This window comes from Psychrobacter sp. Ps7 (assembly GCF_022129225.1).
Classification (GTDB): Bacteria; Pseudomonadota; Gammaproteobacteria; order Pseudomonadales; family Moraxellaceae; genus Psychrobacter; species Psychrobacter immobilis_A.
This window is the reverse complement of the sequence record NZ_JADQAH010000002.1, coordinates 126,748-153,087: the sequence shown is the minus strand read 5'-3', so window position 1 is coordinate 153,087 and position 26,340 is coordinate 126,748. Positions and strand designations below refer to the sequence as shown.

24 protein-coding genes are annotated in these 26,340 nt (G+C 44.1%); 15 read left to right on the top strand and 9 right to left on the bottom strand.

Features of this window, described 5'->3' with window-relative positions; genetic code table 11:
• Window positions 1-129: 129 nt before the first annotated feature.
• The 3 genes from I3257_RS01670 to I3257_RS01660 form a co-directional block, all read right to left on the bottom strand.
• The gene (locus I3257_RS01670; protein ID WP_045444454.1) at window positions 130-531 is read right to left on the bottom strand and encodes a biopolymer transporter ExbD; all 402 of its coding nucleotides are present in this window, start codon (window positions 529-531) and stop codon (window positions 130-132) included.
• Window positions 532-613: 82 nt separating this feature from the next.
• Window positions 614-1,303, bottom strand: coding sequence for a MotA/TolQ/ExbB proton channel family protein (locus I3257_RS01665; protein ID WP_201560368.1), 690 nt, complete (start codon window positions 1,301-1,303; stop codon window positions 614-616).
• A gap of 78 nt (window positions 1,304-1,381) precedes the next feature.
• Window positions 1,382-2,356 carry an energy transducer TonB gene (locus I3257_RS01660; protein WP_238048613.1) on the bottom strand — a complete coding sequence of 325 codons (975 nt, stop codon included), beginning with the start codon at window positions 2,354-2,356 and terminating at the stop codon, window positions 1,382-1,384.
• A gap of 514 nt (window positions 2,357-2,870) precedes the next feature.
• On the opposite strand from I3257_RS01660, the gene I3257_RS01655 reads away from it, so the two are divergent.
• From I3257_RS01655 to I3257_RS01640, 4 genes are all read left to right on the top strand, one after another.
• The gene (locus tag I3257_RS01655; RefSeq protein WP_238048612.1) at window positions 2,871-3,920 is read left to right on the top strand and encodes a siderophore ABC transporter substrate-binding protein; all 1,050 of its coding nucleotides are present in this window, start codon (window positions 2,871-2,873) and stop codon (window positions 3,918-3,920) included.
• 117 nt (window positions 3,921-4,037) lie between these two features.
• A complete protein-coding gene (locus I3257_RS01650; RefSeq protein ID WP_238048611.1) occupies window positions 4,038-5,138 on the top strand; it encodes an iron chelate uptake ABC transporter family permease subunit in 1,101 nt (366 codons plus the stop codon).
• A gap of 116 nt (window positions 5,139-5,254) precedes the next feature.
• Window positions 5,255-6,316, top strand: a complete 1,062-nt coding sequence (locus I3257_RS01645; protein WP_238048610.1) for an iron chelate uptake ABC transporter family permease subunit — start codon at window positions 5,255-5,257, stop codon at window positions 6,314-6,316.
• 100 nt (window positions 6,317-6,416) lie between these two features.
• Window positions 6,417-7,187 carry an ATP-binding cassette domain-containing protein gene (locus I3257_RS01640; RefSeq protein ID WP_238048609.1) on the top strand — a complete coding sequence of 257 codons (771 nt, stop codon included), beginning with the start codon at window positions 6,417-6,419 and terminating at the stop codon, window positions 7,185-7,187.
• Between the two features lie 493 nt (window positions 7,188-7,680).
• Here I3257_RS01640 and I3257_RS01635 read toward each other — a convergent pair whose 3' ends face one another.
• Together I3257_RS01635 and I3257_RS01630 are read right to left on the bottom strand one after the other, a co-directional pair.
• Entirely contained in the window at window positions 7,681-9,060 is a 1,380-nt protein-coding gene (locus I3257_RS01635; RefSeq protein ID WP_238048608.1) for a PepSY-associated TM helix domain-containing protein, read from the bottom strand.
• A gap of 164 nt (window positions 9,061-9,224) precedes the next feature.
• Window positions 9,225-11,306 (bottom strand): TonB-dependent receptor, encoded by a 2,082-nt coding sequence (locus I3257_RS01630; RefSeq protein ID WP_193008655.1) that lies wholly within the window; start codon window positions 11,304-11,306, stop codon window positions 9,225-9,227.
• Window positions 11,307-11,962: 656 nt separating this feature from the next.
• Here I3257_RS01630 and I3257_RS01625 point away from each other — a divergent pair.
• Entirely contained in the window at window positions 11,963-13,372 is a 1,410-nt protein-coding gene (locus I3257_RS01625; protein ID WP_055124608.1) for a nucleobase:cation symporter-2 family protein, read from the top strand.
• Window positions 13,373-13,528: 156 nt separating this feature from the next.
• Here I3257_RS01625 and I3257_RS01620 read toward each other — a convergent pair whose 3' ends face one another.
• Complete coding sequence (locus tag I3257_RS01620; RefSeq protein ID WP_238048607.1) at window positions 13,529-14,194, bottom strand: TetR/AcrR family transcriptional regulator; 666 nt, start codon at window positions 14,192-14,194, stop codon at window positions 13,529-13,531.
• A 254-nt stretch (window positions 14,195-14,448) separates the two neighbouring features.
• Here I3257_RS01620 and uraD point away from each other — a divergent pair, with 254 nt between their 5' ends.
• The 10 genes from uraD (at window position 14,449) to I3257_RS01570 (ending at window position 23,505) form a co-directional block, all read left to right on the top strand.
• Window positions 14,449-14,970: a 2-oxo-4-hydroxy-4-carboxy-5-ureidoimidazoline decarboxylase gene (gene uraD, locus I3257_RS01615; RefSeq protein ID WP_045453217.1), complete on the top strand. Its 522-nt coding sequence runs from the start codon at window positions 14,449-14,451 to the stop codon at window positions 14,968-14,970.
• Window positions 14,971-15,012: 42 nt separating this feature from the next.
• On the top strand, window positions 15,013-15,381 hold the full coding sequence (uraH, locus tag I3257_RS01610) for a hydroxyisourate hydrolase (RefSeq protein WP_201599916.1): 369 nt from the start codon (window positions 15,013-15,015) through the stop codon (window positions 15,379-15,381).
• A 113-nt stretch (window positions 15,382-15,494) separates the two neighbouring features.
• The gene (locus I3257_RS01605) at window positions 15,495-16,820 is read left to right on the top strand and encodes a urate hydroxylase PuuD (protein ID WP_238048606.1); all 1,326 of its coding nucleotides are present in this window, start codon (window positions 15,495-15,497) and stop codon (window positions 16,818-16,820) included.
• Between the two features lie 87 nt (window positions 16,821-16,907).
• Window positions 16,908-17,888, top strand: coding sequence for an allantoinase PuuE (gene puuE / locus I3257_RS01600; protein ID WP_238048605.1), 981 nt, complete (start codon window positions 16,908-16,910; stop codon window positions 17,886-17,888).
• A gap of 55 nt (window positions 17,889-17,943) precedes the next feature.
• A complete protein-coding gene (locus I3257_RS01595) occupies window positions 17,944-18,780 on the top strand; it encodes a bifunctional allantoicase/(S)-ureidoglycine aminohydrolase (protein WP_045444428.1) in 837 nt (278 codons plus the stop codon).
• 182 nt (window positions 18,781-18,962) lie between these two features.
• A complete protein-coding gene (locus I3257_RS01590) occupies window positions 18,963-19,511 on the top strand; it encodes an ureidoglycolate lyase (protein ID WP_227676499.1) in 549 nt (182 codons plus the stop codon).
• Between the two features lie 241 nt (window positions 19,512-19,752).
• Entirely contained in the window at window positions 19,753-20,028 is a 276-nt protein-coding gene (locus I3257_RS01585; protein ID WP_109589475.1) for a Trp family transcriptional regulator, read from the top strand.
• Between the two features lie 112 nt (window positions 20,029-20,140).
• Entirely contained in the window at window positions 20,141-21,559 is a 1,419-nt protein-coding gene (locus I3257_RS01580) for an anthranilate synthase component I family protein (protein WP_238048604.1), read from the top strand.
• Window positions 21,560-21,592: 33 nt separating this feature from the next.
• Complete coding sequence (locus I3257_RS01575; protein ID WP_238048603.1) at window positions 21,593-22,240, top strand: aminodeoxychorismate/anthranilate synthase component II; 648 nt, start codon at window positions 21,593-21,595, stop codon at window positions 22,238-22,240.
• Window positions 22,241-22,557: 317 nt separating this feature from the next.
• Window positions 22,558-23,505, top strand: coding sequence for an EamA family transporter (locus tag I3257_RS01570; RefSeq protein WP_238048602.1), 948 nt, complete (start codon window positions 22,558-22,560; stop codon window positions 23,503-23,505).
• A 168-nt stretch (window positions 23,506-23,673) separates the two neighbouring features.
• Here I3257_RS01570 and I3257_RS01565 read toward each other — a convergent pair whose 3' ends face one another.
• From I3257_RS01565 to I3257_RS01555, 3 genes are all read right to left on the bottom strand, one after another.
• A complete protein-coding gene (locus I3257_RS01565; protein ID WP_238048601.1) occupies window positions 23,674-24,417 on the bottom strand; it encodes an amino acid ABC transporter ATP-binding protein in 744 nt (247 codons plus the stop codon).
• 91 nt (window positions 24,418-24,508) lie between these two features.
• Window positions 24,509-25,246 carry an amino acid ABC transporter permease gene (locus tag I3257_RS01560; RefSeq protein ID WP_055124618.1) on the bottom strand — a complete coding sequence of 246 codons (738 nt, stop codon included), beginning with the start codon at window positions 25,244-25,246 and terminating at the stop codon, window positions 24,509-24,511.
• Entirely contained in the window at window positions 25,246-26,082 is an 837-nt protein-coding gene (locus I3257_RS01555) for an amino acid ABC transporter substrate-binding protein (RefSeq protein WP_045444411.1), read from the bottom strand. Before I3257_RS01555 ends, I3257_RS01560 begins: the two co-directional genes overlap by 1 nt.
• Between the last annotated feature and the right edge of the window lie 258 nt (window positions 26,083-26,340).

The window sequence follows — 26,340 nt, the reverse complement described above, 5'->3', positions numbered from 1 at the left end:
TTGAGGTTTAAGTACTCATTGAGGCTGGAGAAAAGTTTATTATTTTTTTTATTATTATATTAGCTACCTTTTTGATGGTTGGCTATCTAGCAAACATCATATGATAATCACGTCTTTTATAGACTCGCCTTATTCATTGACAAAGGCTATCTTTGTAAGTCCTGCTTGACTGGCAGCGGCTAGCACTTGAGCGACCGTGTCATACTTACTGTCTTTGTCAGCACGCAATTGTACAGAAGGGTCTTTACCTCCAGCACTTTGCTGTTGTAACCGTGCCTCTAACTCCTCCATGCTAATCGCATCGCTGTCCCAAAATATCCCTGCGTCTTTATCGATGCTAATTTGAATAGCCTCTGGTGGCGCCTCATTTAACGCAGCACTGGTCTTCGGCAACTCTAGTGGCACTGTCGGATTCAGTACGGTCGCCGTCAATAGAAATATAATCATCAATACCAGCATGATGTCGATAAGCGGAATGAGGTTCATCTCACTCATACTTTGACTGTCATCATCACCCAATTGAAATGCCATAATTACTCTCAATACATTTGGTTATTCGCAATATAGCTCGCTTGACTATCGCCTAACGGACTATCCCATCAATGGATAATCGTTAAGGCTGCGACGTGGCTGAATTATGATAATGAGTCACTTGCTGAGCATCTGCTGTGTTTGAGTGCATACCCTTTGCTAACGAATCTTGGGTAACAGTCGATTTGCTGTCCGTTAACGGCTGCTGGGTAACAACCATTTCGGCAGAACGTGCTAATAAGTCATGCGCTCTATCGTTGGCGTGATACATCACACGGCGATTGATACGCACTGCAAGGTTATAAAACACCACGGCTGGAATCGCCACGGCGATCCCCAAACCTGTCATGATAAGTGCCTCACCGACTGGCCCTGCCACTTGTCCCAAACCCGCTTGCCCACTCATGCCAATGTTATGTAGCGCATGAAAAATTCCCCATACCGTCCCAAACAAACCGATAAATGGCGCAATTGCGGCTGTCGTCCCAAGAATAGGTAAGCCGCGCTCACTGGCAAAACGGTAACGACCAATATGTTTGAGCAAGATCTGCTCAGTAACCAAACGGCGAGTAGTGGCATCTGCTGCTATCATCTCAGCCTGTTTTACTTGAATCTGCTGACTCAAATCATCTGCAACATTGGCGGCCAATTTGCGGCTTTGTAGCACACGAATAATGCCAGTCACCCAAGAAAGAATAGATAAAGCAAGCAACAAAAAGAACAACGTTTTTGTCACCATGTCGCTGATTTGCCAGTATTGCATAAAGTCCATGTCAGACTCCTTTGTATTTTATTACCATTGTTCGATTATTTGCGATTGCGCCGATGCTTGGTACTAATAACCATGTATTTATGGCACATTATAAGTAACAGGTAATGTCACATTACCGACGACGGGTACGCCATTTTTAGTAAAAGGTCTGAATTTTCCAGAGCTTACTTGACGCTGCGCCTCTTTATCTACTATTGAATTGCCTGAAGATTGAGCAACGCGGGCGCTATCAATACCGCCCTGCTTATTCACTCTTAATATCAATACCACTTTGAATGTATCACCCGAAGATGCTCTACGAGCGGCTCGAGTAGGAAAGCTAAAGTTTGGCGCTGATGCCCAGTCTGCAGCACTAGCAGTAAAGCTCACAGGTTCATTACTTGCAGCAGCTGCTGCTTTTTGCGCGGCATCTTTAGCCGCTTTGTCTTCTGCTGCTTTTCTGGCATTCGCTTCGGCTTGAGCCTCTCGGGCAGCCTTGGCATCGGCTATTCTCTTAGCGTCTTGCACTGCTCTATCATGGGCTTCTTGAGCGGCCTTTTGTGATTCTGCTGCTAGAATCTTACGTCGTTCTTCAGCTTCACGTTGACTATCAGCCATTGAGGTATCGACTTTCGATTCTACTATTGGCTTTTTCGACACCTCTTTTTTAATAATATCAGGCTTCTTTTTTTCTACTTTTACGACAGGTGCTATATCAGCCTTTTTGGCTTTTACCACCGGTTTTTCTGGTGCATTTTGCTTAGCCTTCACTACTGGAGCTACTTTAGGTTTTGACGGTGCTTGTTTTTTAGGTTCAGGTTTTGACTCTGTTTTAGGTACTGCTTTTTTGGGCGTTACTTCCTGAACTTCTTCTACTTCAGGAACGGCTGTTTTGACAGGTAACGTCACCATCTCTATCTCGATAGGTGGTGTGTCTTTTTTTGGTTCAACTTTTATCTCAGGCGTCTTGATCGCCACCAATGCAACTGCCGTCAGCACGTGCAAGCCCACAACTATAATAATAGCTGCGAGTATCAATTTAAGTGGTGGCGCGTCTAAATCCGTTGAACTCATAACACCCTAATATTCATTAACCGAGGTAGAATGGCGTAGATAATAATGCAAACGATAATTATTATCAATAATAAATTTATAATAATTTTGCTTATCAGGCAAATAATCGGCCTATCATTTAGCGTTATTAATAAGCAAAACCTACTTAATCATTCGACCACCCTTTCTCAAATATCGCTATGTATGCTTATTGTGCCAAGGCAGTCAAACCCCATGTAATAAAGTGACGTAATAAAAACCATTATCATTTGTATTGATAATGAGTCTCAATTAATTTATCATAGCCCCTAATCGACTGCGAATCTTTAAGATTACAAAATCTCAAGATATTAAGGCATGTTGAACATCTCAATAGCTAAGCGTAAAAACAACCCATAAAAAATCATAACGTCAAAAGTAATACCGTCGAGCATTGTATGGTGTGAAGCATTACATCGATGAAGTTCTTTTTACTTTTATATGACCGATTATTTGATACATCCTTTGTCCAACCAGCTGATATACCGAGTTATTTATGTCTATTATTTTATTGCCTAACCGCTCTACTCCTTTTTTCAAACGCCCTTTACTGACTGCTATGGTGACCGCTCTAGTTGCTACGATCAGTGTGACAGGTTGTAGCTCACCTGAGTCTAACGACTCCGAGCCCGCGGACACTAAGACTGAAAATCAAACAGCAGATCATGCCTCGAATGTCGCTAATAACGATGCGGTCTCTGTTGAAAAAATCACGGTCGACACGGTAAAAGGTAATGTCGACTTGGCAATGAATCCATCGCCGTTGGTGGTCTATGATATGACGTTGATGCAGGATTTGGCCGCGCTTGATGTTGCTGTCGATGGTATGCCAAGCGGTCTAAAATTAGACAATTTACAGTCTAAGACACAGCCTGAACCAAAAACTGTCGGCACCGTATTTGAGCCAGATCTTGAGGCGTTGAATGCGATGCAGCCGCAAGCTATCTTGGTCGGCTCACGCATGGCAGAAAAATATGATGCGCTGTCCAGTATTGCGCCAACGCTCGACATGACGATTGATACGGCAAATATCTATGAATCGAGCAAGCAGCGTTTGCATGATTTGGGTGCATTGTTCGGTAAAAGTGCTCAAGCAGCGAAACTGCAAGGCAATATCGATGGGCTCATTGATGAGACCAAAACATTAACCAAAGATAAAGGTAAAGGCTTAGTGGTCATGGTCAATGGCAATAAGCTGTCTGCCTACGGCGACAAATCACGCTACGGTTTTATCCATACCGTACTGGATATTCCGATGGCAGATGACCAAATCGCCGATGCGCGCCACGGTCAGCCAATCTCGTTTGAATACATACAAAAAACCAATCCAGACTGGTTATTCGTCGTCGATCGCAGTGCCGCCATTGGTGAAGATGGTGCTGGTGCCAAAGCCGTATTAGACAATCCATTGGTCGCGCAAACCAACGCATGGAGTAAAAATCAAGTGGTTTACCTTAGCCCAGACTCATATCTTGCCTTTGGCGGTTATTATCAATGGATGCAGGATTTGACGACCATTAAAGAGGCTTTTGCTAACGCTAAATAAATGATGCGTTAAATAAGTAATATGCTAAAAAAGCAACATGTTAAATAAGCGTCATTCGTTTTTAGGCAACTGTCATCACTGTCAGTTGCCAACCCTCACTTTAAGCCAGTAGCTGATATGCCGTTATTTTCCTCTCGTGCGCAGACCAGCGTTAAAGCCCGCCCTACTTTACCAGCCGCATCAACGAGTTGGCAAAAAAGCGCAAGCCGTGGTCTAAGCTCTAAAAATCGCCGTGCTTCTATACCACCGTGGGTCATCAACACGGGCAGCCTCATTATTATGGGGCTTTTGGTGTTATTAAGCTTATCAATTGGTGTGGCTGATTTTTCGTGGTCAGGTATATTTCACAGCCTTATCAACCATAGCGCCAACTCCGACAGCTCACTGCTACTGGTCAGTCGCCTACCGCGTACCATCGCTATTATCTTGACCGGTGTTTCCATGGCAGTTGCTGGGATGATTATTCAAGTGGTGCTCAAAAACCGCTTCGTTGAGCCATCGATGGTCGGTGCAACTCAAAGCGCTGCACTGGGATTATTGATGGTTAGCCTGCTATTTCCAGCCAGTGCGCTCATGGTAAAAATGGGTGTCGCAACCATCGCCGCGGTATTTGGCATGATGCTGTTTATGCTACTGATCCACCGCATTCCGCCAACGGATTTTTTGATGATCCCGCTAATTGGTATCGTCTTTGGAGGTATCATTGAGGCAGTGACGACCTTTATCGCCTATCAAACAGAATCGTTACAGATGCTCAGCGTTTGGCAGTTTGGTGATTTCTCTGGCGTCTTAGCAGGTCGTTACGAGCTGCTATGGCTGACGGGCGGATTGTGCGTGCTGGCGTATATCATTGCTGACAAGCTGACCATCGTCGGTTTGGGTGACAATATCGCGCTCAATTTAGGCATCAGCAAACGACAAGTAACATGGGTTGGCGTTGGTATGGTGGCGATGATGAGTGCAGTTGTCGTTGTAACCGTTGGCATGATTCCTTTTATTGGTTTGGTCGTGCCTAATATCGTCAGCCGACTGATGGGGGATAAATTGCGCCGTAGCTTACCAGCGGTGGCATTATTGGGCGCTTCGGCAGTGCTATTGTGCGATATTATTGGACGCTCGATTCGCTATCCATTTGAAGTGCCTGTGGCAACGGTTTTTGGAGTCGTTGGTACGGTACTGTTTTTATGGCTATTATTACGTGCGCCTGCTGAGCAATAAAATAACTCGCCATAAAGTTTTTTATTCATAACGACTGATCAAACCTCTTTGCCTCTTCTCTCTCTTTTATCGTTGTTTTGTCTGATTAGATAAGCCTAGCACTATAGGATTTACGCATGTTTTCACCGTCTAAGCCTAGCGCCACAGCCAATAACACTCTAGATGACAGTGCTTCAGAAAATAACGGCAAAACTACTTTTGGACAAAGTTGTGTTGCGCGACTCTGGACATTTATAGTCAATCATCCAAAATCTATTGCCGCTATCATATTGCTGATCTCAACCATCCTATTTTTGACAGTCAACGTCAACGGCCATTGGGACTTTACGCTACCACTGCGAGGTAAAAAGTTACTGGCGTTAATGGTCGTCGGTTATGCGATTGGCGTATCGACTTTATTGTTTCAAACCTTGACGCACAACCCTATCTTGACGCCGTCATTGCTGGGCTTTGACTCGCTATATGTTTTATTACAAAGCCTGTTGGTTTTCTTTTTGGGCGCAATAAGTTTTACCAGTATCAATCCTCTTGCCAAATTCACCCTTGAAATTGTTTTAATGTTTGGCGCGTCATTATTATTATTTAAGCTGCTGTTTTCAAAAAGTAGTCAAGATTTGACGCGACTGATATTGGTCGGCGTTATCTTTGGGGTATTGTTTCGTAGCTTATCAGCCCTGATTGCCAGATTGATCAATCCTGATGATTTCGTCGTCGTGCAATCTGCCAGTTACGCGCAATTTAATACAGTCAATCCTCAGCTGCTTGGTATCAGCATTGTTATCTGTGCCATTAGCGCACTGTTTATCTGGCGCTGGCGTTATCAATGTGACGTATTGATGCTTGGCAAATCACAAGCCATTAACCTCGGTATCAATTATCAACGCCTAGCGTTTGGACTATTAACGGTCATTGCGGTATTGGTCGCCACGGCAACCTCATTGGTCGGTCCAGTGACTTTCTTTGGGCTGTTGGTTTGTGCGCTAACCAATCGTATCGCTCGGCATATGTATCACAGCGAGCGCCTGATATTGGTCAGTTTGGTGGCGATGATTTGCTTGGTACTCGGTCAGACGATATTTGAGCAACTATTGGGCATGGCGGGTGTGCTATCGGTGGTGATTGAATTGGCTGGTGGCTTGGTATTCTTAATATTGATTTTTGTGACTCAGCGTCGTTAATATCGTGCTTATTTAATAGTCATTGACCTAGTAGCCAATCATCTAAAAACCATTGATATAGTAATGAAAAATCAGATCCTTTGTAAAAGTAAGAACCACTATGATTAAACTCAATAACATCTCGTACCATATTGGCAAACAGCAAATTCTTCATAACATTACGTTGTCGTTACCAAGCGCACAGGTGATTGCCCTGATTGGTCCCAATGGCGCGGGTAAATCTACTTTATTTTCGGTCATGGCGCGCTTGCAACCGCTACAGTCGGGACAAGTCAGTTTCGCTGTAGATAATGAGGAACGTGATATTGTTAGCTGTCATGCGCGAACCTTGTCCAAAACTGTGGCGATGCTTGGACAAGACAACCAAGTACAAGGACGACTTCGCGTGCATGAGCTGCTGATGTTTGGTCGTTACCCTTATCACCAAGGGCAACCGACGGCGGACGATCAGCAAAAAGTGCAAGAAATTATCGAACGTTTTGAGCTTGCGCCGTTAGCCGAGCGTTTTTTATCGACACTATCAGGTGGGCAGCGTCAGCGAGTATTGATTGCGATGATTGTTTGCCAAGATACGCCGTATTTATTGCTCGATGAGCCACTGAATAATTTGGATATGTACCATGCTGGTCGCCTGATGCGTGAGCTGCGCGAGTTAAGCCATACTCAGCAAAAAACCGTGGTCATCGTGCTGCACGATATCAATCAAGCCGCACAATTTGCCGATACCGTCGTCACTATGAAAGAGGGTCAGGTGATGGCTGTCGGTCAACCTGCAGAGGTCATCACCCAAGCAACCATGAAGGATCTGTATAACGTCGATGTTAGCGTGCTCAATCATCAAGGTCGCCCAGTGATTGTCGATGCGGTTTAAGTACAAAGCTTTGTAAACAATGAAAGGAATTGTTGATGCATAAAATCCTATTGAATCATCGATGGATAAATTACAGAAACTTATCTCTATTAATTTTAATCATTAGCTTTTGTCTATGCATTTATTACGCTGTGAATAAAGAGATAGCAGATACGCTGTTTTGGTTAGGCATGACTTTGTATGTTCTAAGGTTGTTGGTTATTCCGATGGATTTTACTCAAAATATTGCTTCAGTAGATTATACAAAAAACTTTGACGAAAACAACAGATGGCATAGATGGGTAATGTTGGGTGAAAAATTTGCTTTTTTGATATTTACCGTTGGGATAGCCTACAGTATATTTTTGCAATTAAAGCTTTAGTTAGCGACCTTAATAAATACTATCAAAGATAGCTGTACTCTGTAATATTGACGTTACCACCTTTACCTCTGAAGGTTGCATAATCATCATTATGGATATGGTTTAAGTACAGCATATCTTATAGTTGCTCTTTAATGGCTGGTTTCGCGTAATCGCTTCAAAGAGTTGTCTTTAACCGTCAATTTTTGCCTTTGCTTTAACCGACTTTGACGCCCTTTGACCCACAGATAAACACCTGTGCCAAACAATACCGCCACGGCTAACCCCGTCAATGCTAAAAATATTTGATACAACAAATGACCTACGCCATGGCTGATATGACCCATGTGTAGCGTTGCCATCCATTGATCAGCTTTATTACCAAATGAGCTTTGATAGCCAAAATTAACACGCTCGACATTGCCTGTTGCGGCGTCAACCGTGATAGATGACGCACCGCCTTTTTTACCGATATCTTTATTGGTTTTAAAGCGCATTTGCCATTGATTGTCCTCTTCTACCCAACGCACTCCCAATAGCTGCTGGACGTCGACGCCATTTTTTTGCGCGGCGATCTCTGCCTGCCTGCTTAAATAAGCAATACTATTAGCCTTATCTACCCTATTACCGCTATTGGTCTTAGTGCTATTATTAATAATAGTCGCCTCATCACTATTAGATTCAGTGTTTATTGCAGGCTTATTTTGTTTATTTCTTTTGCCCTCATCTCTACCTTCAAGTCCTACCAGCGCTTGCATTACAGGCTGATATATCGGTTTTAAATTAAAACCAACACTCGACCACGCAATCACAAACAACATGAGCCAGAGCCATAAGCCAAACGCATGATGCAAGTCATAATTGAGCTTAAAAGTATTGGTCTTACGGCGGATTTTCCAAGCAGGTAGCCAGCGTTTAAAAAATGAAGCGCGGGGTTTGCCAGATGGTTTTCTCAATGCGGTTTGTTGAGATTTATTGGCGCTAGCTGCTCTTGGAAAGGTTAAATAGAATCCGATGAAACAATTAATCGTCCAGATTAAAGACACGATACCCAGTATTAATTTTCCGATATCACCTAGCAATAAATCTCGGTGCAACCAAAATACCTTATACATCGTATTGCGCCATGCCCACGCCTCTTTATCACGTGTACCGATGATTTCATTGGTATAGGGATTGACATAGACTTCTTGAAATGGGGCTTTAGGAGCATTATCTGCTGCCTGACCTCGCGTTCTATCTACCGAAAAAACGGCTGATTTGTTCAGCGCTACTGACGTTGGCATACTAGAAAATTGATACTGTGGATAAGCGCTGATAACAGCATCATGCAGTGTGGCGATCGGTAGTGGCGGCTTGTGTTGCGACTCAATATTTGCCAGCTTGTGATTGAACACATCATCTAACTCATCATGAAACGCCAATAGCGTGCCCGTGATACCAGCAATGATCAAAAAAGCTGCCATCGCAAGCCCAGTATAACGATGAATCCATAAACAGCTCTGACGTAACGTAGGGGGAAATGAAGTCATTAGTATTGGTTTTTTATTCATCGTTTCTTTATTCATTGGTTGTTTTGATTGGTATTTAAAAAAAGTTGTAATTGCTATCACATGCTTCATCATTTACTGACCATAAAAAAGCCAGCTCTCATACAAAGACAGCTAGCTTTTAGATATTACCAATAACAGTTAGATTAGAATTGATAGGTCAAAGAGGTTTTGATATTACGACCCATCTCAAAATCTGTAGCCGTAGCATTAGCTGGATTTAAGCGCGAACCGTGGCTAGCATAAGTTTCATCAAACAGGTTATAAACCCCAACTGTGGCTTTCAAGCCATCTACTTGAGCTGGAGAGTAGCTCATAAAGATATCATGGACATCATAGCTCGGTTTCTTAAGCTCCGTAACGTCACCTCGAAGTATAAAGGTTTGCGTAACAGGGGCTACATAGGTACTGCGCCAGCCAAGCTCAGTGGTATCAGTTGGCTGATACGCTAGATTGACCATGTATTTATCACCTGCATCTGATCCTGACCCTGTTTGTGAATAAAAACTATAACCCGTATCTTCACCTTTACTACGCGCATGAGCATAGCTTAAACCCATGCTAAAGTTATTCATTTTATAATCAGCGGCCAGCTCAACACCTTTTATTTTATAATCTTCGTCCTTATTGACCGCACCTTGGCAATCATTCCCAAGGTTTGGTCCACAGCTTAGACCTGAGCGTATAAATTCAATATAGTTTTCGATATTGGTTTCAAAGTATTTACCGCTTAGTTGTAGCGAATCATTAGCCGTAGTGAGATCACGCAAGGTGGTTACGACACCCACTTCAGCGTTATCACCCTCTTCTGCTTTTAGGTCGTTGTTAACCACTGTGCCAGCACCATCTCGATTGAAGATAGCTTGGCCTAAATCTGGGCCATTGAACAGCTGAGTATAGCTAGCAAAAACCTGCGTACTCGGCGCAATCTCATAGCTTGCGGCAAGTGCACCGACAACATTATCGTAAGTTTTGCCACCAGCAATAAAATCAGGTGCTTCATAGCGGTCATAACGCACGCCTGGCGTTAGGCTAAATTTACCCATTTGCCATTGGTCTTCTAAATAAACTGAGGTATTTTTAGCACTATCTTCCCCTGATGCGGGCAGTTTTGTTGCACGGTCTTTAGCGGTGTAAAAATCTGACTGTTTTTTATAGTGCTCTAATCCTGCGATCAGTTTATGGCGTCCTGACGTTGCATCAATTACACTGGTGTTTTCGATCTTACCACCAGTAGTTTTCACTTTTGCATCCCAATCATAGCCTGGCGATGTTTTCGGGTCATTATCACGTGAAATTTGGGTCTCGGTTTGATAAATGGTGGTATCAACGTCAACCAGCGAGCTTGCTGGGTTAAAGTTATAATCAAGCGTATAGGTATCACGCTTTACTTTTTGCGGGATTGGATCATCGCCGAGGCTTGGAAAATCCGGACGGAATGGGAAAGTCCCTTCTTTATCAGTACGGCTAAAGCTTGCGCCTACATGATGGTCATTACCAACATAGGCGCCGGCTTTTAATAAGAAGCTCTCGCTCTCACTGTCTTCAAACAACTCACGGCCTTCACCGTCTTCACCCGAGCTGGTATCACGCTTGCCATAATAAGCCAATAAATCGACATTATCAGATGGTGCGCCAAAAACTGTGGCTGACGTCAGTAGCTCATCATTATTACTGGCATAACCTGCTTTTAGCTTGGCACCAATCTTTTGACCAGGTTTAAGTAAGTCAGCGGCATCGACCGTTTTAAAAGCAACCGCGCCGCCAAGTGCATCATTACCGAGCGTGACAGAATTGTTGCCCACTGCCACATCCGCTTGTTTGAGCAAATCAGGATCAATGGTGATATCGCCCATATGATAGAACAGCTTGCCTTCTTGGCGCGCGCCATCAATGGTGACTTTTAGGTTGCTGTCTTCAAGACCGCGAATACGAATGCGCTGGTTGACCGATGACGTACCGCCTATGGTCACGCCTGGCACCACATTTAAGAAATCGCTTAAATGGCTTGCTTGCTGTGCAGGCGTATAGTCTTCTATGTAAACAGAATCGGTTTGCACTTTATCACGTACTGAGCTATTGGCTGTCACCGTAATGGTCTGCAACGTGGTGCTTGGCATGTCTTCTGCAGGTGCTGCACTGACTGCTTGTGACCATAATACCGCTGCCACGCCCATGGACAATACCGTCATTTGACTAGATAGTTTTGATAACTTTACTTCACGCATAACACACTCACCTTATTGACTATCACAAATTAGAATTTTTAAAAGCTATTTACTGTTGAGCACAGCTTGTGGCAGTTGCACCGCTTATTGTTGAAAACCATTTTTTAGACGATTGGAGTCTTGACAAAGCCAAAACCTTTCATACGAATAACAATGTTAATGATAATTGTTAGCATTTAAATAATGAGAGGCATAATAACGAAGTATTAACAATTTGGCAATAATTAATGCGAGAAATTTAATATTAAAAAATAGCGCTAAATCTGGCTGACTTATTCCGTTTTGTTGCTTACTGTTTTTAGACGAGTAGAAATGGCCAGCAAACCAAATCCGCTGCGCTATGTTCGTCTAATAGACTGTTATTATTTAAGAAATAAAGCCATCAACATGAAAAAAAACGTTGCAATAGCCAACCCTTTCACTATACCCTTAGATAGTTGACCAATTAGTCAGGTTTAAACCTACGACTATTAGTCATATTGATAAATAATAGCTAGCTGCTGATATTTGTTAGCACAAGGATAAGTGCGACTCTTTGTGAGACAACTAAGCAATATGAAGATAAACGGTGTGTCGATATCCATCTCTAAACTCATCACACTGCTTAGCTCTCTCCACAGAGCTTGGACTAAAAGTCACTTTAGGAGGAAGCCAAGATGAGCGAACACATTCAAGGGAACCCCGATTTACTATACGGATTGCATGACCGCCCTACCCCTACAAAAGCCTTTTTGGGCGCAGTACAACACGTACTTGCCAGCTTTGTCGGTATCATCACCCCCTCATTAATCATAGGCGGCGTCTTGGGTTTGGGGGAACATATCCCTTATCTCATCAGCATGTCATTGATGGTATCAGGGGTCGCTACCTTTATTCAGACGCATAAAGTTGGACCGGTAGGTTCCGGTCTTATGGCGTTACAAGGAACCAGTTTTGGCTTCTTGGCCGCGGTATTGGCAGCAGGTTTTGTGGTAAAAAACAAAGGCGGGAGTCCGGAGGAGATTCTCTCTGTTATCTTTGGCGTCTCCTTTCTTGGTGCCTTCGTTGAGATTTTCTTAAGTCAATTCATCACCAGACTCAAATCCTTGATGAGCCCTATCGTTACTGGTTGTGTGATTGTGACTATCGGTCTGTCATTAACCAAGGTTGGTCTGACGGATTTGGCAGGCGGCGTGGGCGCTGAAGATTTCGGGAGTATACAGAATCTGCTGCTCGGTGGCGGAGTCTTAGTCAGTGTGGTGTTGATTAGTATTGTTAATAATAAAGTCATTCGCTCCAGTGCTATTTTTATAGGGTTGATGCTTGGTCTGATCGCAGCCATTCTTATGGGACGCATTGATTTCTCTTTGGTCTCTGATGCCCCTATCTTTACGCTACCTGTGCCATTCAAGTTTGGCTTTGGGTTTGATTGGCAGGCTTTTATTCCTATCGCCTTTATGTATGTCATTACCAGTATTGAAACCTCTGGTGATTTGACGGCGACTTCGATGATATCGGGCGAACCCATTAAAGGACCTCTATACGAGAAACGCATCAAAGGTGGCGTATTAGGTGATGGTGTCAACTCATTAATTGCGGCGGTGTTTAACACGTTCCCTGTGACGACTTTTAGCCAAAACAACGGCGTGATTCAGATGACTGGTATTGCCAGTCGCTATGTGGGCTTCTATGTTGGGGCTATCTTGTTCACTATGGGGCTATTTCCTATTTTGGGTGCTATCTTTACCCAATTGCCAAAACCAGTCGTTGGCGGTGTGACGTTATTGATGTTTGCAACGGTAGCGACCGCTGGTATTCGCATCCTATCAACCGTCAACTTTACCCATCGCAATATCTTAATCATTGCCACTTCGCTAGGTCTGTCCATGGGCGTGGCTTTTGTTCCTGATGTATTTGCACAGGCGCCGCAGCTTTTCCGTAATATCTTTGGGTCGGCGGTTACTATGTCAGGTATTGTAGCCATTACTCTCGATATGATTTTGCCCAAAAACTACGGTGTCGAATTTGATACAGTAGAACAGCATCTGGATGACGGTCTCAAGCCTCTTAGACAAAAGGCTTCTTAAACGTACGTTAGAATAGTCAAATTCTTTACCAATCAGCATTGCTGTTCTGGTTCTGGTTCTGGACATTGACTCTTTTAGCGCTCATTAATACGAAAGCATTTAAAGTGCTTTCGTATTAATGGCATGTTATAGACGTAAAATAATAATACATAAGCATTACTCAAGACCACAGCCACGCAAAATAAACGGCACTAAAAAGTCTGCCGCCCGCGCTTCATCCTGCTGATCGTACTCACTCTTTTCCATCAAACCGACAATTTCTGTCTCAAATTCTGCATATCGCTGCGTCGTTGCCCAAATCAAAATCAATAGCTGTAAAGGGTCAGCGATGCCAATCTTACCTTGCTCATGCCAAGTTTTCATCACTTGTGCCTTGTCTAGCGCCCACTCCTTCATGGTCGCCGACATAAATTCATGCAGATGAGGAGCACCGCCGATGACTTCCAGCGCAAACAATTTATGGCGATTGGGATGAGCAAACGCTTGATGCAATTTGGTACGGACAAACTTTTCGATGACCGTTTTAGGGTCACTATCGACACTCATAGCGACCAAGCCATCGTTCCACTCTTGAATAATAGAATGCAGCACGGCTTGGTACAGATTTTTTTTATTCTTAAAGTAGTAATGCACGTTGGCTTTTGGCAGCTCGGCTCTATCGGCAATCCCTTGCATCGTCGCACCGCGGAAACCTTGCAGCACGAACTCCTCTTCTGCCGCCGCCAAAATGACGGTTTGGTTGTGGGCGCGGATATCTTGCTGGTTGCGCTGTACAGGCGCGTCAGACGCGGCTTGTGGTTCTATATTGTTATGTTGAGCCATGATTAATGTTACCTGTCATTATTGTGATGAATAAAGAGCCATATCCCAGCCAATAACTGGATTCATATGCTAATTTTTATGAAATATCCCCAGTCTAAATAAAATATTTGCATAAAGTAGTTGACCAAATGGTCAGGTTTAAGCAGAATAGCTCATAGTAAACCAATTATTAATCGATAAATACTACTTTAGCATGAGATGTTATCGAGAGATGCTACTCCACTGCTTTTGTCAGCAAAGAAAAGGATGTCATAGTGAAATTATCTTTACAGCAGTTTAATGAGCTCTCAACAGCTGAGGCAATTTCACATCTATTGACCTGCTGTACTAGCACCCATTGGGCACAGGCTTTAGAAAAAAAACGTCCTTTCGCTGATATATCTACATTACTTGCTCATAGTGATGATGCTTGGGCACAAGCACAGACAGCAGAAGCCCAGTTACTAGAGGCTTTTGATGGTCATCCACAAATCGGCAACGTCGACTCGTTAAAAGAAAAATACCGCAATACTCAAGACAGTGCTGCCCATGAGCAGTCGGGTGCTAATGATGCCAATGACGAGGTGATTGAAGCTTTAGCTCAAGGCAATCAAGATTACCTTGATAAATTTGGCTTTATCTTTATCGTATTTGCCACTGGTAAGAGCGCGCAGCAAATGCTCGATTTATTGTTAGCACGCCTGCCCAATGATCGCGCTACTGAGCTGGTCAATGCGGCGGCTGAGCAAAATAAAATCACCCGCTTACGTTTACAGAAACTGCTGAGTGACGCTTAACGCATTCAGCCCATCTGACTCATTTATATAAAAGGAATTATTATGTCAGGTACTCTCTCATCGCATATTTTAGATACCCATTTGGGCAAACCAGCCGCTGGTATTGCCGTGACGCTAGATCGCGTAAGTGCAAGTGGCGAGGCATCTCTATTAGCCAATGGCGTCACCAACGCGGATGGACGCGTGGCACCAGATAGCTGGTCGTTTGATCCAACGATTGATATTGCTGAATATCACTTAGATGTTGGTCGTTATACCTTAACCTTTGATACCCAGTCTTATTTCGATGCACAAAATCTCACGGCTTTTTATCCACAAGTAGTCATCGATTTTATGATAAGTGATAACGGCCACTATCATGTACCACTACTGCTTAGCGCACATGGCTACAGCACATACCGCGGCTCTTAGTTTTTGACATCACTATATAAAAGAACATCATAAAAGCACGTCGCCATAGCAAAACGCGTCGAAAGATTGAAAAAAGCTGAACAAAAGAAAATTGTAAAAAGGACATTTGCAACATGGGCGCTTATTATCTCGATTGGTTTAACTTATTTTTTCGCTGGTTCCACGTCATCGCTGGCGTGGCATGGATTGGTGCGTCTTTTTACTTTGTTTGGCTAGATCTTAGTTTGCGTAAACCACCACAGTGGAAGGCTGACAAAGGCATTTCAGGCGACTTATGGGCGGTACATGGTGGCGGCTTTTATGAAATTGCCAAATACAAGCTTGAGCCCGAAGAGATGCCGAAGACCCTGCACTGGTTTAAATGGGAAGCTTATACCACTTGGCTGACGGGTATGGCGATGCTCTCTATCGTCTATTATGCCAATGCGACTGCCTACTTGATTGATCCTAGCAAAGTTGATTTTGGTAGTAGTATCGGTGCCATCTCGACCAGTTTGTTGTTTTTATTCGGCAGCTATTTCATTTATGAAGTAATTGTCCGCAGCCACTTGGGCAAAAACTCGTTTATTTTTAGTACTATTATTTTTATCCTATTAATCATCGCCTGCTGGGGTTCTTATCAGCTATTTAGTGACCGTGCTTCGTTCATTCATATCGGTGCTATCTTAGGTACTGTGATGGCAGGTAATGTGTTCTTTGGCATCATGCCTGCTCAACGAGCGCTGGTAGAATGCGTGAGGCGTGGCGAAAAACCAGGCAAAGAAGTAGCGGACTTGGCACTACAAGCAAAAAACCGCTCGCTGATGAACAACTATTTTACCTTACCGCTGATCTTTACTATGATTAGCAACCATTATCCGATGATGTACTCTCATGCTCACGGCTGGTTGGTATTGGTATTTGTGGGTATCATCACGGCTATTGTACGTCACTATTTTAACCAAAAGCATTTAGACAATCATAAGCCGCGTTATTTGGTCATCCCTGCTGTCTTAACCGTATTATTAATTATTTGGATGCGCCCAGAACCAATTGAGCCATTACCTGTTGTCACTGCTGCAGCCGCTGCTGAAACGGCGACACCAAATAGTGTGCCACCAACAACTACTGATAGCGCAGCCGACGGTTCTACTATAAGCAATGACTCTGCCTCAAATGCAAATATCACTGCCGACGTCGTGCCAGTAACTGCCTCTGCTGATGATGCCATTATGGATGTCGTGCACACGCGCTGTAGCACGTGCCATGCCGCCCAGCCTACTCAGCAAGGATTTGCCGCGCCGCCAGCTGGTATCATCTTGCAGACACCAACCGACATGAAAACTCATAAAGCAAAAATCGTCACTGCTGTACAAACAGGCTATATGCCACTGGGTAATCTCACAAAATTGACTGATGAAGAACGTCAGCAAATGGTGGCTTACGCATCGGGATTATAGATAAAGGCCGTAGATAAATATTATATGGATCCAAAGTTACGCCTTATTTTGCTTTAGTTGACTTAAAATATTTAGGATATATTGACAATGAGTAAAAAAATAATCAGCGATTTCAATCAAGACGCCTACCCTCGCGACTTAAAAGGCTATGCTGACAAGCCACCAAAAGCCAATTGGCCAGGTGGTGCCAAAATCGCTGTCCAATTCGTCCTCAATATCGAAGAAGGCGCAGAAAACAGCGTGATTCATGGTGACGGTCAATCAGAGCGGTTTTTATCGGATGTCTTGGGTACGCCAGAATTTAACAATCGTCATCAGTCGATTGAGTCGGCATTTGAGTATGGTAGCCGTGTGGGTGTTTGGCGAGTATTGGATACTTTTAAAGAATACGGTTTGCCTATTACGACCTTCACTTGCGCTGCTGCTGCCGAAAAAACGCCACATATTATCGAGCGAGTATTAGAAGATGGGCACGAAATCGCCAGTCACGGTCTACGCTGGATTACTTATCAAAATATGTACCGCGAGACCGAGCGCGAGCATGTGCGCCGTGCCACTGAAATATTCGAACGTATGATCGGTGGTCAGCCGCTTGGTTGGTACACGGGACGAGATAGCCCGAATACTCGTGAGTTGGTCGCCGAACAAGGTGGCTATATTTATGACTCAGACTCTTACGCGGATGAGCTCCCTTACTGGCTCAATGTCAAAGTAGAAGACGGTAACAAAATCGCTCGTAAGCCGCATTTGGTCATTCCCTATACTTTAGAGACCAATGACATGCGTTTTGCCTCAAGCCCAGGCTTTACCAACGCCGAGCCTTTTTATCAATACTTAAAAGACAGCTTCGATACCTTATACGAAGAAGGTGCGCACACGCCCAAGATGCTGACCATCGGTTTGCATTGCCGCATCATTGGTCGCGCCGGTCGCATCGTTGCCCTCAAAAAGTTTTTGCAATATATCACCAGCAAGCCCGATGTTTGGGTATGCCGCCGTGATGACATTGCCAAACACTGGTATAAAAACCATCCAGCCACTGCCGATAACACTGCAAATTGGATGTAACCATACGTTTAGACACAAATTTATTGCGGCACAACACCACTAAGGAACATCAACAATGTCAACAAAGAGTACATATTACGCACCAACTGGCGGCTTGCCTCCACAAACACAACTGCTATCTGATCGCGCTATCTTCACCGAAGCTTATGCCATTATTCCCAAACGTGTACTGACCGACATTGTTATTAGCTATCTGCCGTTTTGGACAGGTATGCGCATGTGGGTGCTTGCACGCCCACTTTCAGGTTTCTCTGAGACTTTTTCACAGTATATCGTCGAAGTTGAGCCTAATGGCGGCTCAGAAAAGCCTGAGCTAGATGCAAACGCTGAAGGGGTTATATTCATCGTTGAAGGTGAAATGGACATGACTATCGAAGGCGTGTCGCATCATCTTGAAGCGGGCGGTTATGCATTCTTACCACCCGGCTGCAAATGGACGATAAAAAACAATAGCGACAAGCACGTTAAATTCCATTGGATTCGTAAAGCTTATCAACACTGTGAAGGAATTGAGGTGCCTGAAGCCTTTGTAACCAGCGATCACGATGTTGAAGCGATTGAGATGCCGGGTACTGATGGCGTATGGGCAACCACCAGATTTACCGAGCAGTCTGATATGCGTCACGACATGCATGTGAATATCGTCACTTTCCAACCAGGTGGCGTGATTCCATTTGATGAAACTCATGTGATGGAACATGGTTTGTATGTCCTAGAAGGTAAAGCCGTCTATCACTTAAATGGTGAATGGGTAGAAGTTGAGGCAGGTGATTTTATGTGGCTACGCGCATTTTGCCCACAATCTTGTTACGCCGGCGGACCCGGTCCATTTAGATATTTACTATATAAAGACGTGAATCGTCATATGCCGTTTATTCGCCCAGCACGATAAGCCATGCGCAATAAATAATAACCAGAACAACAAAGCATTCAGAACGATGAGCAATATAGCGGCATAATCGTTCATTCGAATATGTCATTTATTCCCAGATGTTGATTTAATTCGCGTACGGGCTTATGGCAAAGTGGCTCATAGCAATTATAAACAGTGATCACCAAAAGTAAGGCAAAGTCATGAGTACTCTTATGAAGACTACGATCGTTGCAAGACCTTTAACCAAAGCTGAGTTTGCGCCCTACGGCACCGTAATCGAACCCTATGACAAGGAAGCACAGACGCCTGAAAATAGCTACCATATCAATAAAGGCTATGCCTGCCGCCATCATGCCATCGCTGAAGCCAAACTTGACGGCGGCGATGTCGGCATGAGTATCTTTCGCGCCAAAAAGCGTGAATTTCCTATTGCCTTATCGGTCATGGAATATCATCCGTTTGGCACGCAAGCGTTCTTTTCGATGAATGGTCAGGATTATATCGTCATCGTTGCGCCTGCTGGTGCGCCGCCACAGTCTGCGGATGATTTGACCGTGTTTTATGTCCAATCTCATCAAGGTGTGCAATACGATGCCAATGTCTGGCATCATCCGCTACTTGCCCTCGGTTGTGACTCTGATTTTTTGGTGATAGATCGTATCAATGGCGAAGGCAAAAACTGTTATGAGCTAGATATAGAGGATTGGCAGGTGCAAATTGAACTTGCCAGTGAGCACTCTTCCGTTTAATTAGGGTCTGTAAACGAGCTGTTAACCATTTATAAATATAAAGCCAGTTAATAAAGATTAGCTGGCTTTATGTTTATAAATTTGGGATCCATCCTATATAAATAATCATCTTCCAAAACACAGTGCCCATTTAACAGCAGTAGCAAAACATCTACATAGGCTACTTGCCTTTTATGTACTATCGTACTAGAATACTGAAACGAAGTAAGCTTCCCTTTTCTTTTCCATGAAGATGAATGTTATGAGCACAGACCCTTATCAAAGCTTATTAAGCCATTTAGCCAGTTGTCATGACAGCACCGCTATCGACCTGCTATTCAGTGCGCTATTGACGGAAAAAGAGCAGCAGGAAATCGCCAATCGTATCCGCATTTTTGACTTGCTTGAGCGCGGTGTCACCCAGCGCGAGATATCTGAGCAGCTAGGTGTCGGTATCGCTACCGTCTCGCGCGGCGCCAAAGCCATGCAAGTTCACGATGTGAGTGCCTTACTAATGACTCATAGACATGACTCATAGAAAACATTCATAAAAGACACAGCTGAAAAGGCCGCCTAATTAATCAGAAACTAGAGTTTTAATTTGTCTTACTTTTTATTTGATCAATCATTGAACCAATTTGGATATTGTTATGACCTCTCCTAACTCAAAACCTAACCAACCTGCTGCTATTGACATTCCTAGTAAACCACAGCGCATTAAACTCACTCAGGATATTGATTTCTTTGCGTTGTTCAAACGTATTGAGCGCGCTTTTGAGACCTGTTATTTGCTCGAATCATTGGGCGAAGATGGACATATGGCGCGTCATCATGCGATTGGTTTTGATCCAGTGATGACCATTGCTGCCATCGATCGTACAACCCTCGCGATTACTGATAATAAAACCGCTGAAACTAGCCGTTATCAAACGGATAATCCTTACGAGCTACTGCGCAAAATTACGCCGCAGCACGTCATTGCTCGCGACCAAAGCGGTGGTCTTGTCGGTTATTTGGGTTACGACAGTGTCAATTTCTTTGAACCCAGTCTCAATGCTAAAGCGAGCGATGACTTTGAACCGTTTAAATTTGGCGTATATTTGGATGGTTTGACGCTCGATAAGATGACCGGTGAGATTTTCTACTTTTACTATCCAACTGCGCAGCAAGAAAACCGCATCGAGCAAATCAAAGCGCTACTTGATGAGCAAATTCCAAGCTATGAGCCGCCTACAGTTGAGTTTTTGGGTGACGGCATGAGTCCAGAAGAGCACGCTAAAGCCGTCATGCAAGTCAAAGAAGACATCATCTCAGGGCGTATCTTTCAGTGTGAGGTAGGTTTTAAATCCAAATACCGTATTGCCGGCGATAGAATGCCCATTTATGAAAAATTGCGGTCGGTCAATCCGTCGCCGCACATGTATTTTATGAAATTTGCCCAGCAATGCATCATTGGTGCCTCACCAGAGCTGCTATTTCGCTTGCGTCAAGGTGAGATGGAAACCTATCCACTGGCAGGTACTGCCAAGCGCGGTGTCGATGTCATCGAAGACCGACAGCTTGCCCGTGCATTGCTAAACGATGCCAAAGAGATTGCCGAGCACAATATGTTGGTCGATTTGCATCGCAATGACATTGGCCGTGTGGCACAATTTGGCACTGTCAAAGTACGTAGTCTCATGGATATCAAACGCTTCTCTCACGTGCAACATATCTCGTCTGAAATCGTCGGAATCTTACACCCTAATGAAGATATGTTTAGCGCCCTTGCCAGCAACTTCCCCGCTGGGACGTTGTCAGGCGCACCGAAAGTTGAAGCGATTAAAGTTATTAATGAGCTCGAACCCGATGGTCGAGGTGCTTATGGCGGTGCGCTTGGATCGTTTAACTTTAATGGTGACTGTATCTTTGCCATTCCTATTCGCAGCCTATTCATCAACGGCGAGTCTGCCTATGCGCAAACCTGTGGCGGCAATGTCTATGACTCCAATCCTGCTGATGAATATCTAGAAATTCAGCGTAAATTGTCTGCCATGAAAGTAGTCTTAGACAGTTTTATGAACCCGTAAATTGCTTATATTTTGCCAAAGAGTGGATAACCCATGAATGTTTTAATTATAGATAACTACGACTCCTTTACCTTTAATCTTTACCAATATATCGGTGAGATTTTGCAGACGATGGACGGCGATAAAGCCGCGAACGTCATTGTTAAACGCAATAATGAGATAACGTTAGCAGATGTACAGGCCATGAATCTTGACCGCATTATCATCTCACCGGGCCCTGGCGCACCCGATGATCCTTCCTACTTCGGTATTTGTGCCGAAGTGATCGAAGTGATGGGTAAGACGACGCCGTTATTGGGTGTTTGCTTGGGCTTACAAGGTATCGCGCATGTGTTCGGCGGCGATGTGGTACGGGCGAGCGTGCCAATGCATGGCAAGGTATCCTCCATTCGCCATGATGGCGCGGGTGTCTATCAAGGCTTGCCACAAGAGATTGAAATCATGCGCTACCACTCATTGATGGTAAAAGCAGACACCTTCCCAGATTGCTTGGCTGTCACAGCTGTCGTCGCCAATAATGCTCATGCTGAGTTCAGCCTAACCGAATCTGCGCTAGCAGGTGAGGAGATTATGGGATTACAGCATAAAGACTATCCCATTCAAGGTGTGCAGTTTCACCCAGAGTCATTTGCGACGGAAGGTGCCAAACGCTTGCTGACGAATTTTTTACTACAAGTGTAAATCTTGATGCTTAAATTTGGGGGATATGACACCAAAGGGTGATAAGCTAAAGACATAATCTAAAGACATAATCTAAAAACAAGCGTACCTCTAACTCAAATAAATTGAATTTTATGTCTAACTGACTTGTGTTCGAACTTAATTAACGCTTTAATGATAGATTGAAAAAATAAACAAAAGACAGCCCTTACTCGGGTTGTCTTTTGTTATTTCAGCACAGTAATGAGTGATGAGTGACGAGTCAAAAAAACACCCTTAGCTAAAAAACTGACATAGCTTATTATTTGGATTTTCTAGAAAATAAAATAGAGAGTGATATGGCAAATACCGAGGGCGTAATGTCAGCACGGCAGTCATGGATAGGCACCATTCAAATTATCACAGCCGCTGTCTGCTGGGGTACCTTGGGGATATTTTCGACCTACCTCAATCAAATCGGCTTTAGTGGCTGGCAGATTACGATCTTACGTATCGTGACCGCGGCTTTTCTTATTCTTGTCATGCTGCCAAAACTATGGCTGCATCTTATCAAGCTTCGTCGAAAGCAGTGGCTTGGACTGGCATTGCAGTCTTTGATTGGCGTACTTGGTATGTCGGTATGCTACTTTTTTGCTGTGATCTATGTCGGTGCTGGCCCTGCGGTTGCCTTGCTTTATACTGCGCCTGTATTTAGCTTATTGTTTTCGGCATTCTTGCTTGATGAATCTATCACTCGCCAGTCGGCATTACTGGCGCTCATGGCGGTATTTGGTGTTGGATTGACGATGCTGGGTGATGAGGCGCAAGTCAACTGGGGCATCCTATTAGGACTGCTAGCAGGCGTCTGTTATTCCTTATACGGGGTACTGGGCAAGCGCGCGATGCACGATGCACACCCTGCGCCTTTGGTGTTTTTTACCTCTATTATCATCAGTGCTGGTGTACTGTTATTATTACCTGAAACCTATCAAACCTATGGGCAGTTATTGAACTTACCTTTACATACTTGGGGCTATGCCTTAGGGTTGTCTTTGATTGGAACCGTCGTGCCCTTTGCCCTTTATATGAAAGCATTAGAGAAATTACCTGCCACTCGTGCATCAGTATTTACGATTTTTGAGCCATTGACTGCCATTGCCCTTGCCATACTATTACTGCATCAATCCTTATCTTGGATTCAATATGTGGGCGTGGTATTAATCTTACTGGCAGCTTTATTTAATGCCATATTAAACGGCACTGCCACTCGCGTACCACGCTGGCTAAAAAGACGACAAAGAATTTAGTCTGTACTTTTTAAGAAGTTTGAATAGCCTTAGTACCATTGCTATTAGACGAAAAAAGCCCCAACTATATCGATATAGTCCGGGCTTTATTGTGCTTGACACTTTGCTTAAGAGATAAGTATTTATGCCATAGACAGTTGCTAAATAACTTGGACTGTCTTGATGATATTACTGTTCAATACGCTGCAAAAAGGCCTGCGTACGTGGATGAGTAGATACTTCGAACATCTGCTTAGCGCTACCTTCTTCGACCACATGACCATCCTCAATTAACACCACATGATCTGCCACATCACGAGCAAATTTAATCTCATGAGTCACAACGACCATCGTCCAGCCTTCAGATGCCAGTTGCTTCATCGTGCCCAGCACATCTTGTACCAATTCAGGATCGAGCGCAGACGTTGGCTCATCAAATAATAATAATGACGGCTCGATAGCCAGTGCACGAGCAATGCCGATACGCTGCTGCTGACCACCAGATAGCTGAAACGGATACAGATCTGCCTTATCCGATAAGCCTACTTTATCAAGTAATGCCAGTGCCTGTTCGCGGGCTTGCGCCTTAGTTTGCCCTTGCACTACCGTCGGCCCAAGCATTAAATTCTCAATCGCGGTCTTGTGTGGAAACAAGTTATAAGATTGAAATACCATGCCTGATTTACGCTGCAACGCCAGCAACGTTTTCTTCTTGGGCTTGGTAGCAAAATCAACCGTTAAACTACCATCATCAAAAGCAATGATGCCTTGATCAGGAATTTCCAGCGCATTCAAACAACGTAAAAAAGTGGTTTTACCAGACCCTGACGGTCCTAATATCACCACTACCTTGCCTTTTTCGATGGTCAAGTCGATGCCTTTAAGCACTTGATTGCCACCAAAAGCTTTGTGAACATTAGTGACTTGAATCATAAAGCTTCCTGTTGTACTGATATCTGTTTGCTAATAGCACACGCTTATCAACGCGGTATTACCATCCTATACTGCCCCCATTATCAAGGGTTTATTTCGCCACGTAGCGATCGAGTCTGGTTTCAAGCTTACCTTGAATAAAGGTTAAGAACAGACAAATACCCCAATAAATAATCGCCGCTTCGGTGTAGACCAACATAAATTCATAGTTACGTGCCGTGATGATTTGCGCCTGTTTAAATAGCTCAGTCACCAATACCAATGACGCCAAAGAGGTGTCTTTTACTAGACTAATAAAGGTATTGGATAACGGGGGTACTGACACCCGAAGTGCTTGCGGCAAAATGACATGACGAAAGGTCTGTAGATACGTCAAGCCTACGGTGGAGCCTGCTTCCCACTGCCCTTTTGGAATGGACAAAATAGAGGCACGCACCGTCTCCGATGCATAAGCGCCAATATTGAGCGAAAAGGCAATAATCGCTGAGGGAAAAGGATCAAGCTTTACTCCAATACTTGGCAAGCCGTAGAAAATAATAAATAGCTGAACCAGCATCGGTGTCCCGCGAATGGCGGACACATAAATACGGGCAAGTCTGTATATGATTTCATGGAACCAGCCAGCACGCGGTACGATACGAATCAGCGCCACTATCAGCGCAATAGCCATACCAATCGCAAATGAGATCAACGCCAGCGGTATCGAATAATAAATACCGCCTTTAAGCATTGGCCAAAATGAATTGATGACAATTTGCGCCCGCGCAGGATCCATAAATGGTAGTAGTGCCAGTAACTCAGCTAGCATTGACGTGATAGACGCTAGCATTATTTTTGTTGACTTATATCAGCACCAAAGAACTCTTCGCTAAGCTTGGTCAGCGTCCCATCGGCTGCTAATGCGGCCATTGCTTCATTCAATTTTGCCACCACAGCGTCATCCCCTTTGATGAGTACTAAACCTGAACCAGTCTGCTCACTCGCAGGCGCTGTCAGTTTGATCTCAAGTGCTGCATCTGGGAATTTTTTGAGATAATCCAATACTGCCAGATTGTCATTCATCGTGAAGTCAGCACGGTCTTGCTTAACCAGTTGAATCGCTTGCGCCATACCATCGACAGGGACGATTTCTGCGCCGTAGCGTTCTGCAAGCTCGCCATAGTTGCTGCTTAGTGATTGCGCAGTACGCAGACCTTTTAAACCTTCCCACGAGCTATAACGATTGTCATCAGTCGGTGCTAGTACAACCGCGCCCGACCAGCTATATGGCATGGCTTTGTCATACTTAGCCAAACGCTCAGGCGTGGTCAAGCTTACTTGATTGGCCACCATATCGAAGCGTTTTGAGTCAAGACCTGCCAACATAGCATCCCACTGGGTCTCTTTAAATTCGACGTCTACGCCTAGTTTATCCGCAACCGCACGTGTCACTTCGACATCATAGCCAGTTAGCTTGCCACTCTCATCATGATAAGTGAATGGCGGATAAGTACCCTCTGTACCGACGTTGATGGTGCCACCATTATTGATACGTTGCAGCAAATCAGAGCCACCCGTCGCGGCACTGTCTGTCGCATTGGTTTCTGCTTCATTGGTAGTAGACTGACCACAAGCGGCAAGTAGCATAGTACTGGCGGCAAGTGCTAAAAGAGTACGACGTTTCATAAGACGTCCTTATAAGAGTGAATGAATAATGCAAAAAGGTATCGTGCCAATAAAACCATAGCAACAAATAAGGATAAGACCAGCACAGGCAAATACTATAATAAAGTATTTGCGCCGCATTATTTAGCTTTGGCTGCTCGATTTGAGGATGCTCAGCATATTTTTCAATACTGTTTCTATATTATCTTTGAATTTTTGGACATTTTTTAGGCAGATATTAACGTTATTATTGCCAATTAAGTAGCCATTTATTCATAT

What these genes read in the sequence shown, in the direction of transcription:
- I3257_RS01560 (WP_055124618.1), bottom strand. Translation starts at nt 25,246, where the DNA reads ATGCTAGCGTCTATCACGTCAATGCTAGCTGAGTTACTGGCACTACTA.
- I3257_RS01630 (WP_193008655.1), bottom strand. Translation starts at nt 11,306, where the DNA reads ATGCGTGAAGTAAAGTTATCAAAACTATCTAGTCAAATGACGGTATTG.
- I3257_RS01585 (WP_109589475.1), top strand. Translation starts at nt 19,753, where the DNA reads ATGAGCACAGACCCTTATCAAAGCTTATTAAGCCATTTAGCCAGTTGT.
- I3257_RS01655 (WP_238048612.1), top strand. Translation starts at nt 2,871, where the DNA reads ATGTCTATTATTTTATTGCCTAACCGCTCTACTCCTTTTTTCAAACGC.
- I3257_RS01595 (WP_045444428.1), top strand. Translation starts at nt 17,944, where the DNA reads ATGTCAACAAAGAGTACATATTACGCACCAACTGGCGGCTTGCCTCCA.
- I3257_RS01645 (WP_238048610.1), top strand. Translation starts at nt 5,255, where the DNA reads ATGTTTTCACCGTCTAAGCCTAGCGCCACAGCCAATAACACTCTAGAT.
- I3257_RS01590 (WP_227676499.1), top strand. Translation starts at nt 18,963, where the DNA reads ATGAGTACTCTTATGAAGACTACGATCGTTGCAAGACCTTTAACCAAA.
- I3257_RS01650 (WP_238048611.1), top strand. Translation starts at nt 4,038, where the DNA reads ATGCCGTTATTTTCCTCTCGTGCGCAGACCAGCGTTAAAGCCCGCCCT.
- I3257_RS01635 (WP_238048608.1), bottom strand. Translation starts at nt 9,060, where the DNA reads ATGACTTCATTTCCCCCTACGTTACGTCAGAGCTGTTTATGGATTCAT.
- uraH (WP_201599916.1), top strand. Translation starts at nt 15,013, where the DNA reads ATGTCAGGTACTCTCTCATCGCATATTTTAGATACCCATTTGGGCAAA.
- I3257_RS01570 (WP_238048602.1), top strand. Translation starts at nt 22,558, where the DNA reads ATGGCAAATACCGAGGGCGTAATGTCAGCACGGCAGTCATGGATAGGC.
- I3257_RS01665 (WP_201560368.1), bottom strand. Translation starts at nt 1,303, where the DNA reads ATGGACTTTATGCAATACTGGCAAATCAGCGACATGGTGACAAAAACG.
- I3257_RS01660 (WP_238048613.1), bottom strand. Translation starts at nt 2,356, where the DNA reads ATGAGTTCAACGGATTTAGACGCGCCACCACTTAAATTGATACTCGCA.
- I3257_RS01580 (WP_238048604.1), top strand. Translation starts at nt 20,141, where the DNA reads ATGACCTCTCCTAACTCAAAACCTAACCAACCTGCTGCTATTGACATT.
- I3257_RS01640 (WP_238048609.1), top strand. Translation starts at nt 6,417, where the DNA reads ATGATTAAACTCAATAACATCTCGTACCATATTGGCAAACAGCAAATT.
- I3257_RS01565 (WP_238048601.1), bottom strand. Translation starts at nt 24,417, where the DNA reads ATGATTCAAGTCACTAATGTTCACAAAGCTTTTGGTGGCAATCAAGTG.
- I3257_RS01575 (WP_238048603.1), top strand. Translation starts at nt 21,593, where the DNA reads ATGAATGTTTTAATTATAGATAACTACGACTCCTTTACCTTTAATCTT.
- I3257_RS01555 (WP_045444411.1), bottom strand. Translation starts at nt 26,082, where the DNA reads ATGAAACGTCGTACTCTTTTAGCACTTGCCGCCAGTACTATGCTACTT.
- I3257_RS01605 (WP_238048606.1), top strand. Translation starts at nt 15,495, where the DNA reads ATGGGCGCTTATTATCTCGATTGGTTTAACTTATTTTTTCGCTGGTTC.
- I3257_RS01620 (WP_238048607.1), bottom strand. Translation starts at nt 14,194, where the DNA reads ATGGCTCAACATAACAATATAGAACCACAAGCCGCGTCTGACGCGCCT.
- puuE (WP_238048605.1), top strand. Translation starts at nt 16,908, where the DNA reads ATGAGTAAAAAAATAATCAGCGATTTCAATCAAGACGCCTACCCTCGC.
- I3257_RS01625 (WP_055124608.1), top strand. Translation starts at nt 11,963, where the DNA reads ATGAGCGAACACATTCAAGGGAACCCCGATTTACTATACGGATTGCAT.
- I3257_RS01670 (WP_045444454.1), bottom strand. Translation starts at nt 531, where the DNA reads ATGGCATTTCAATTGGGTGATGATGACAGTCAAAGTATGAGTGAGATG.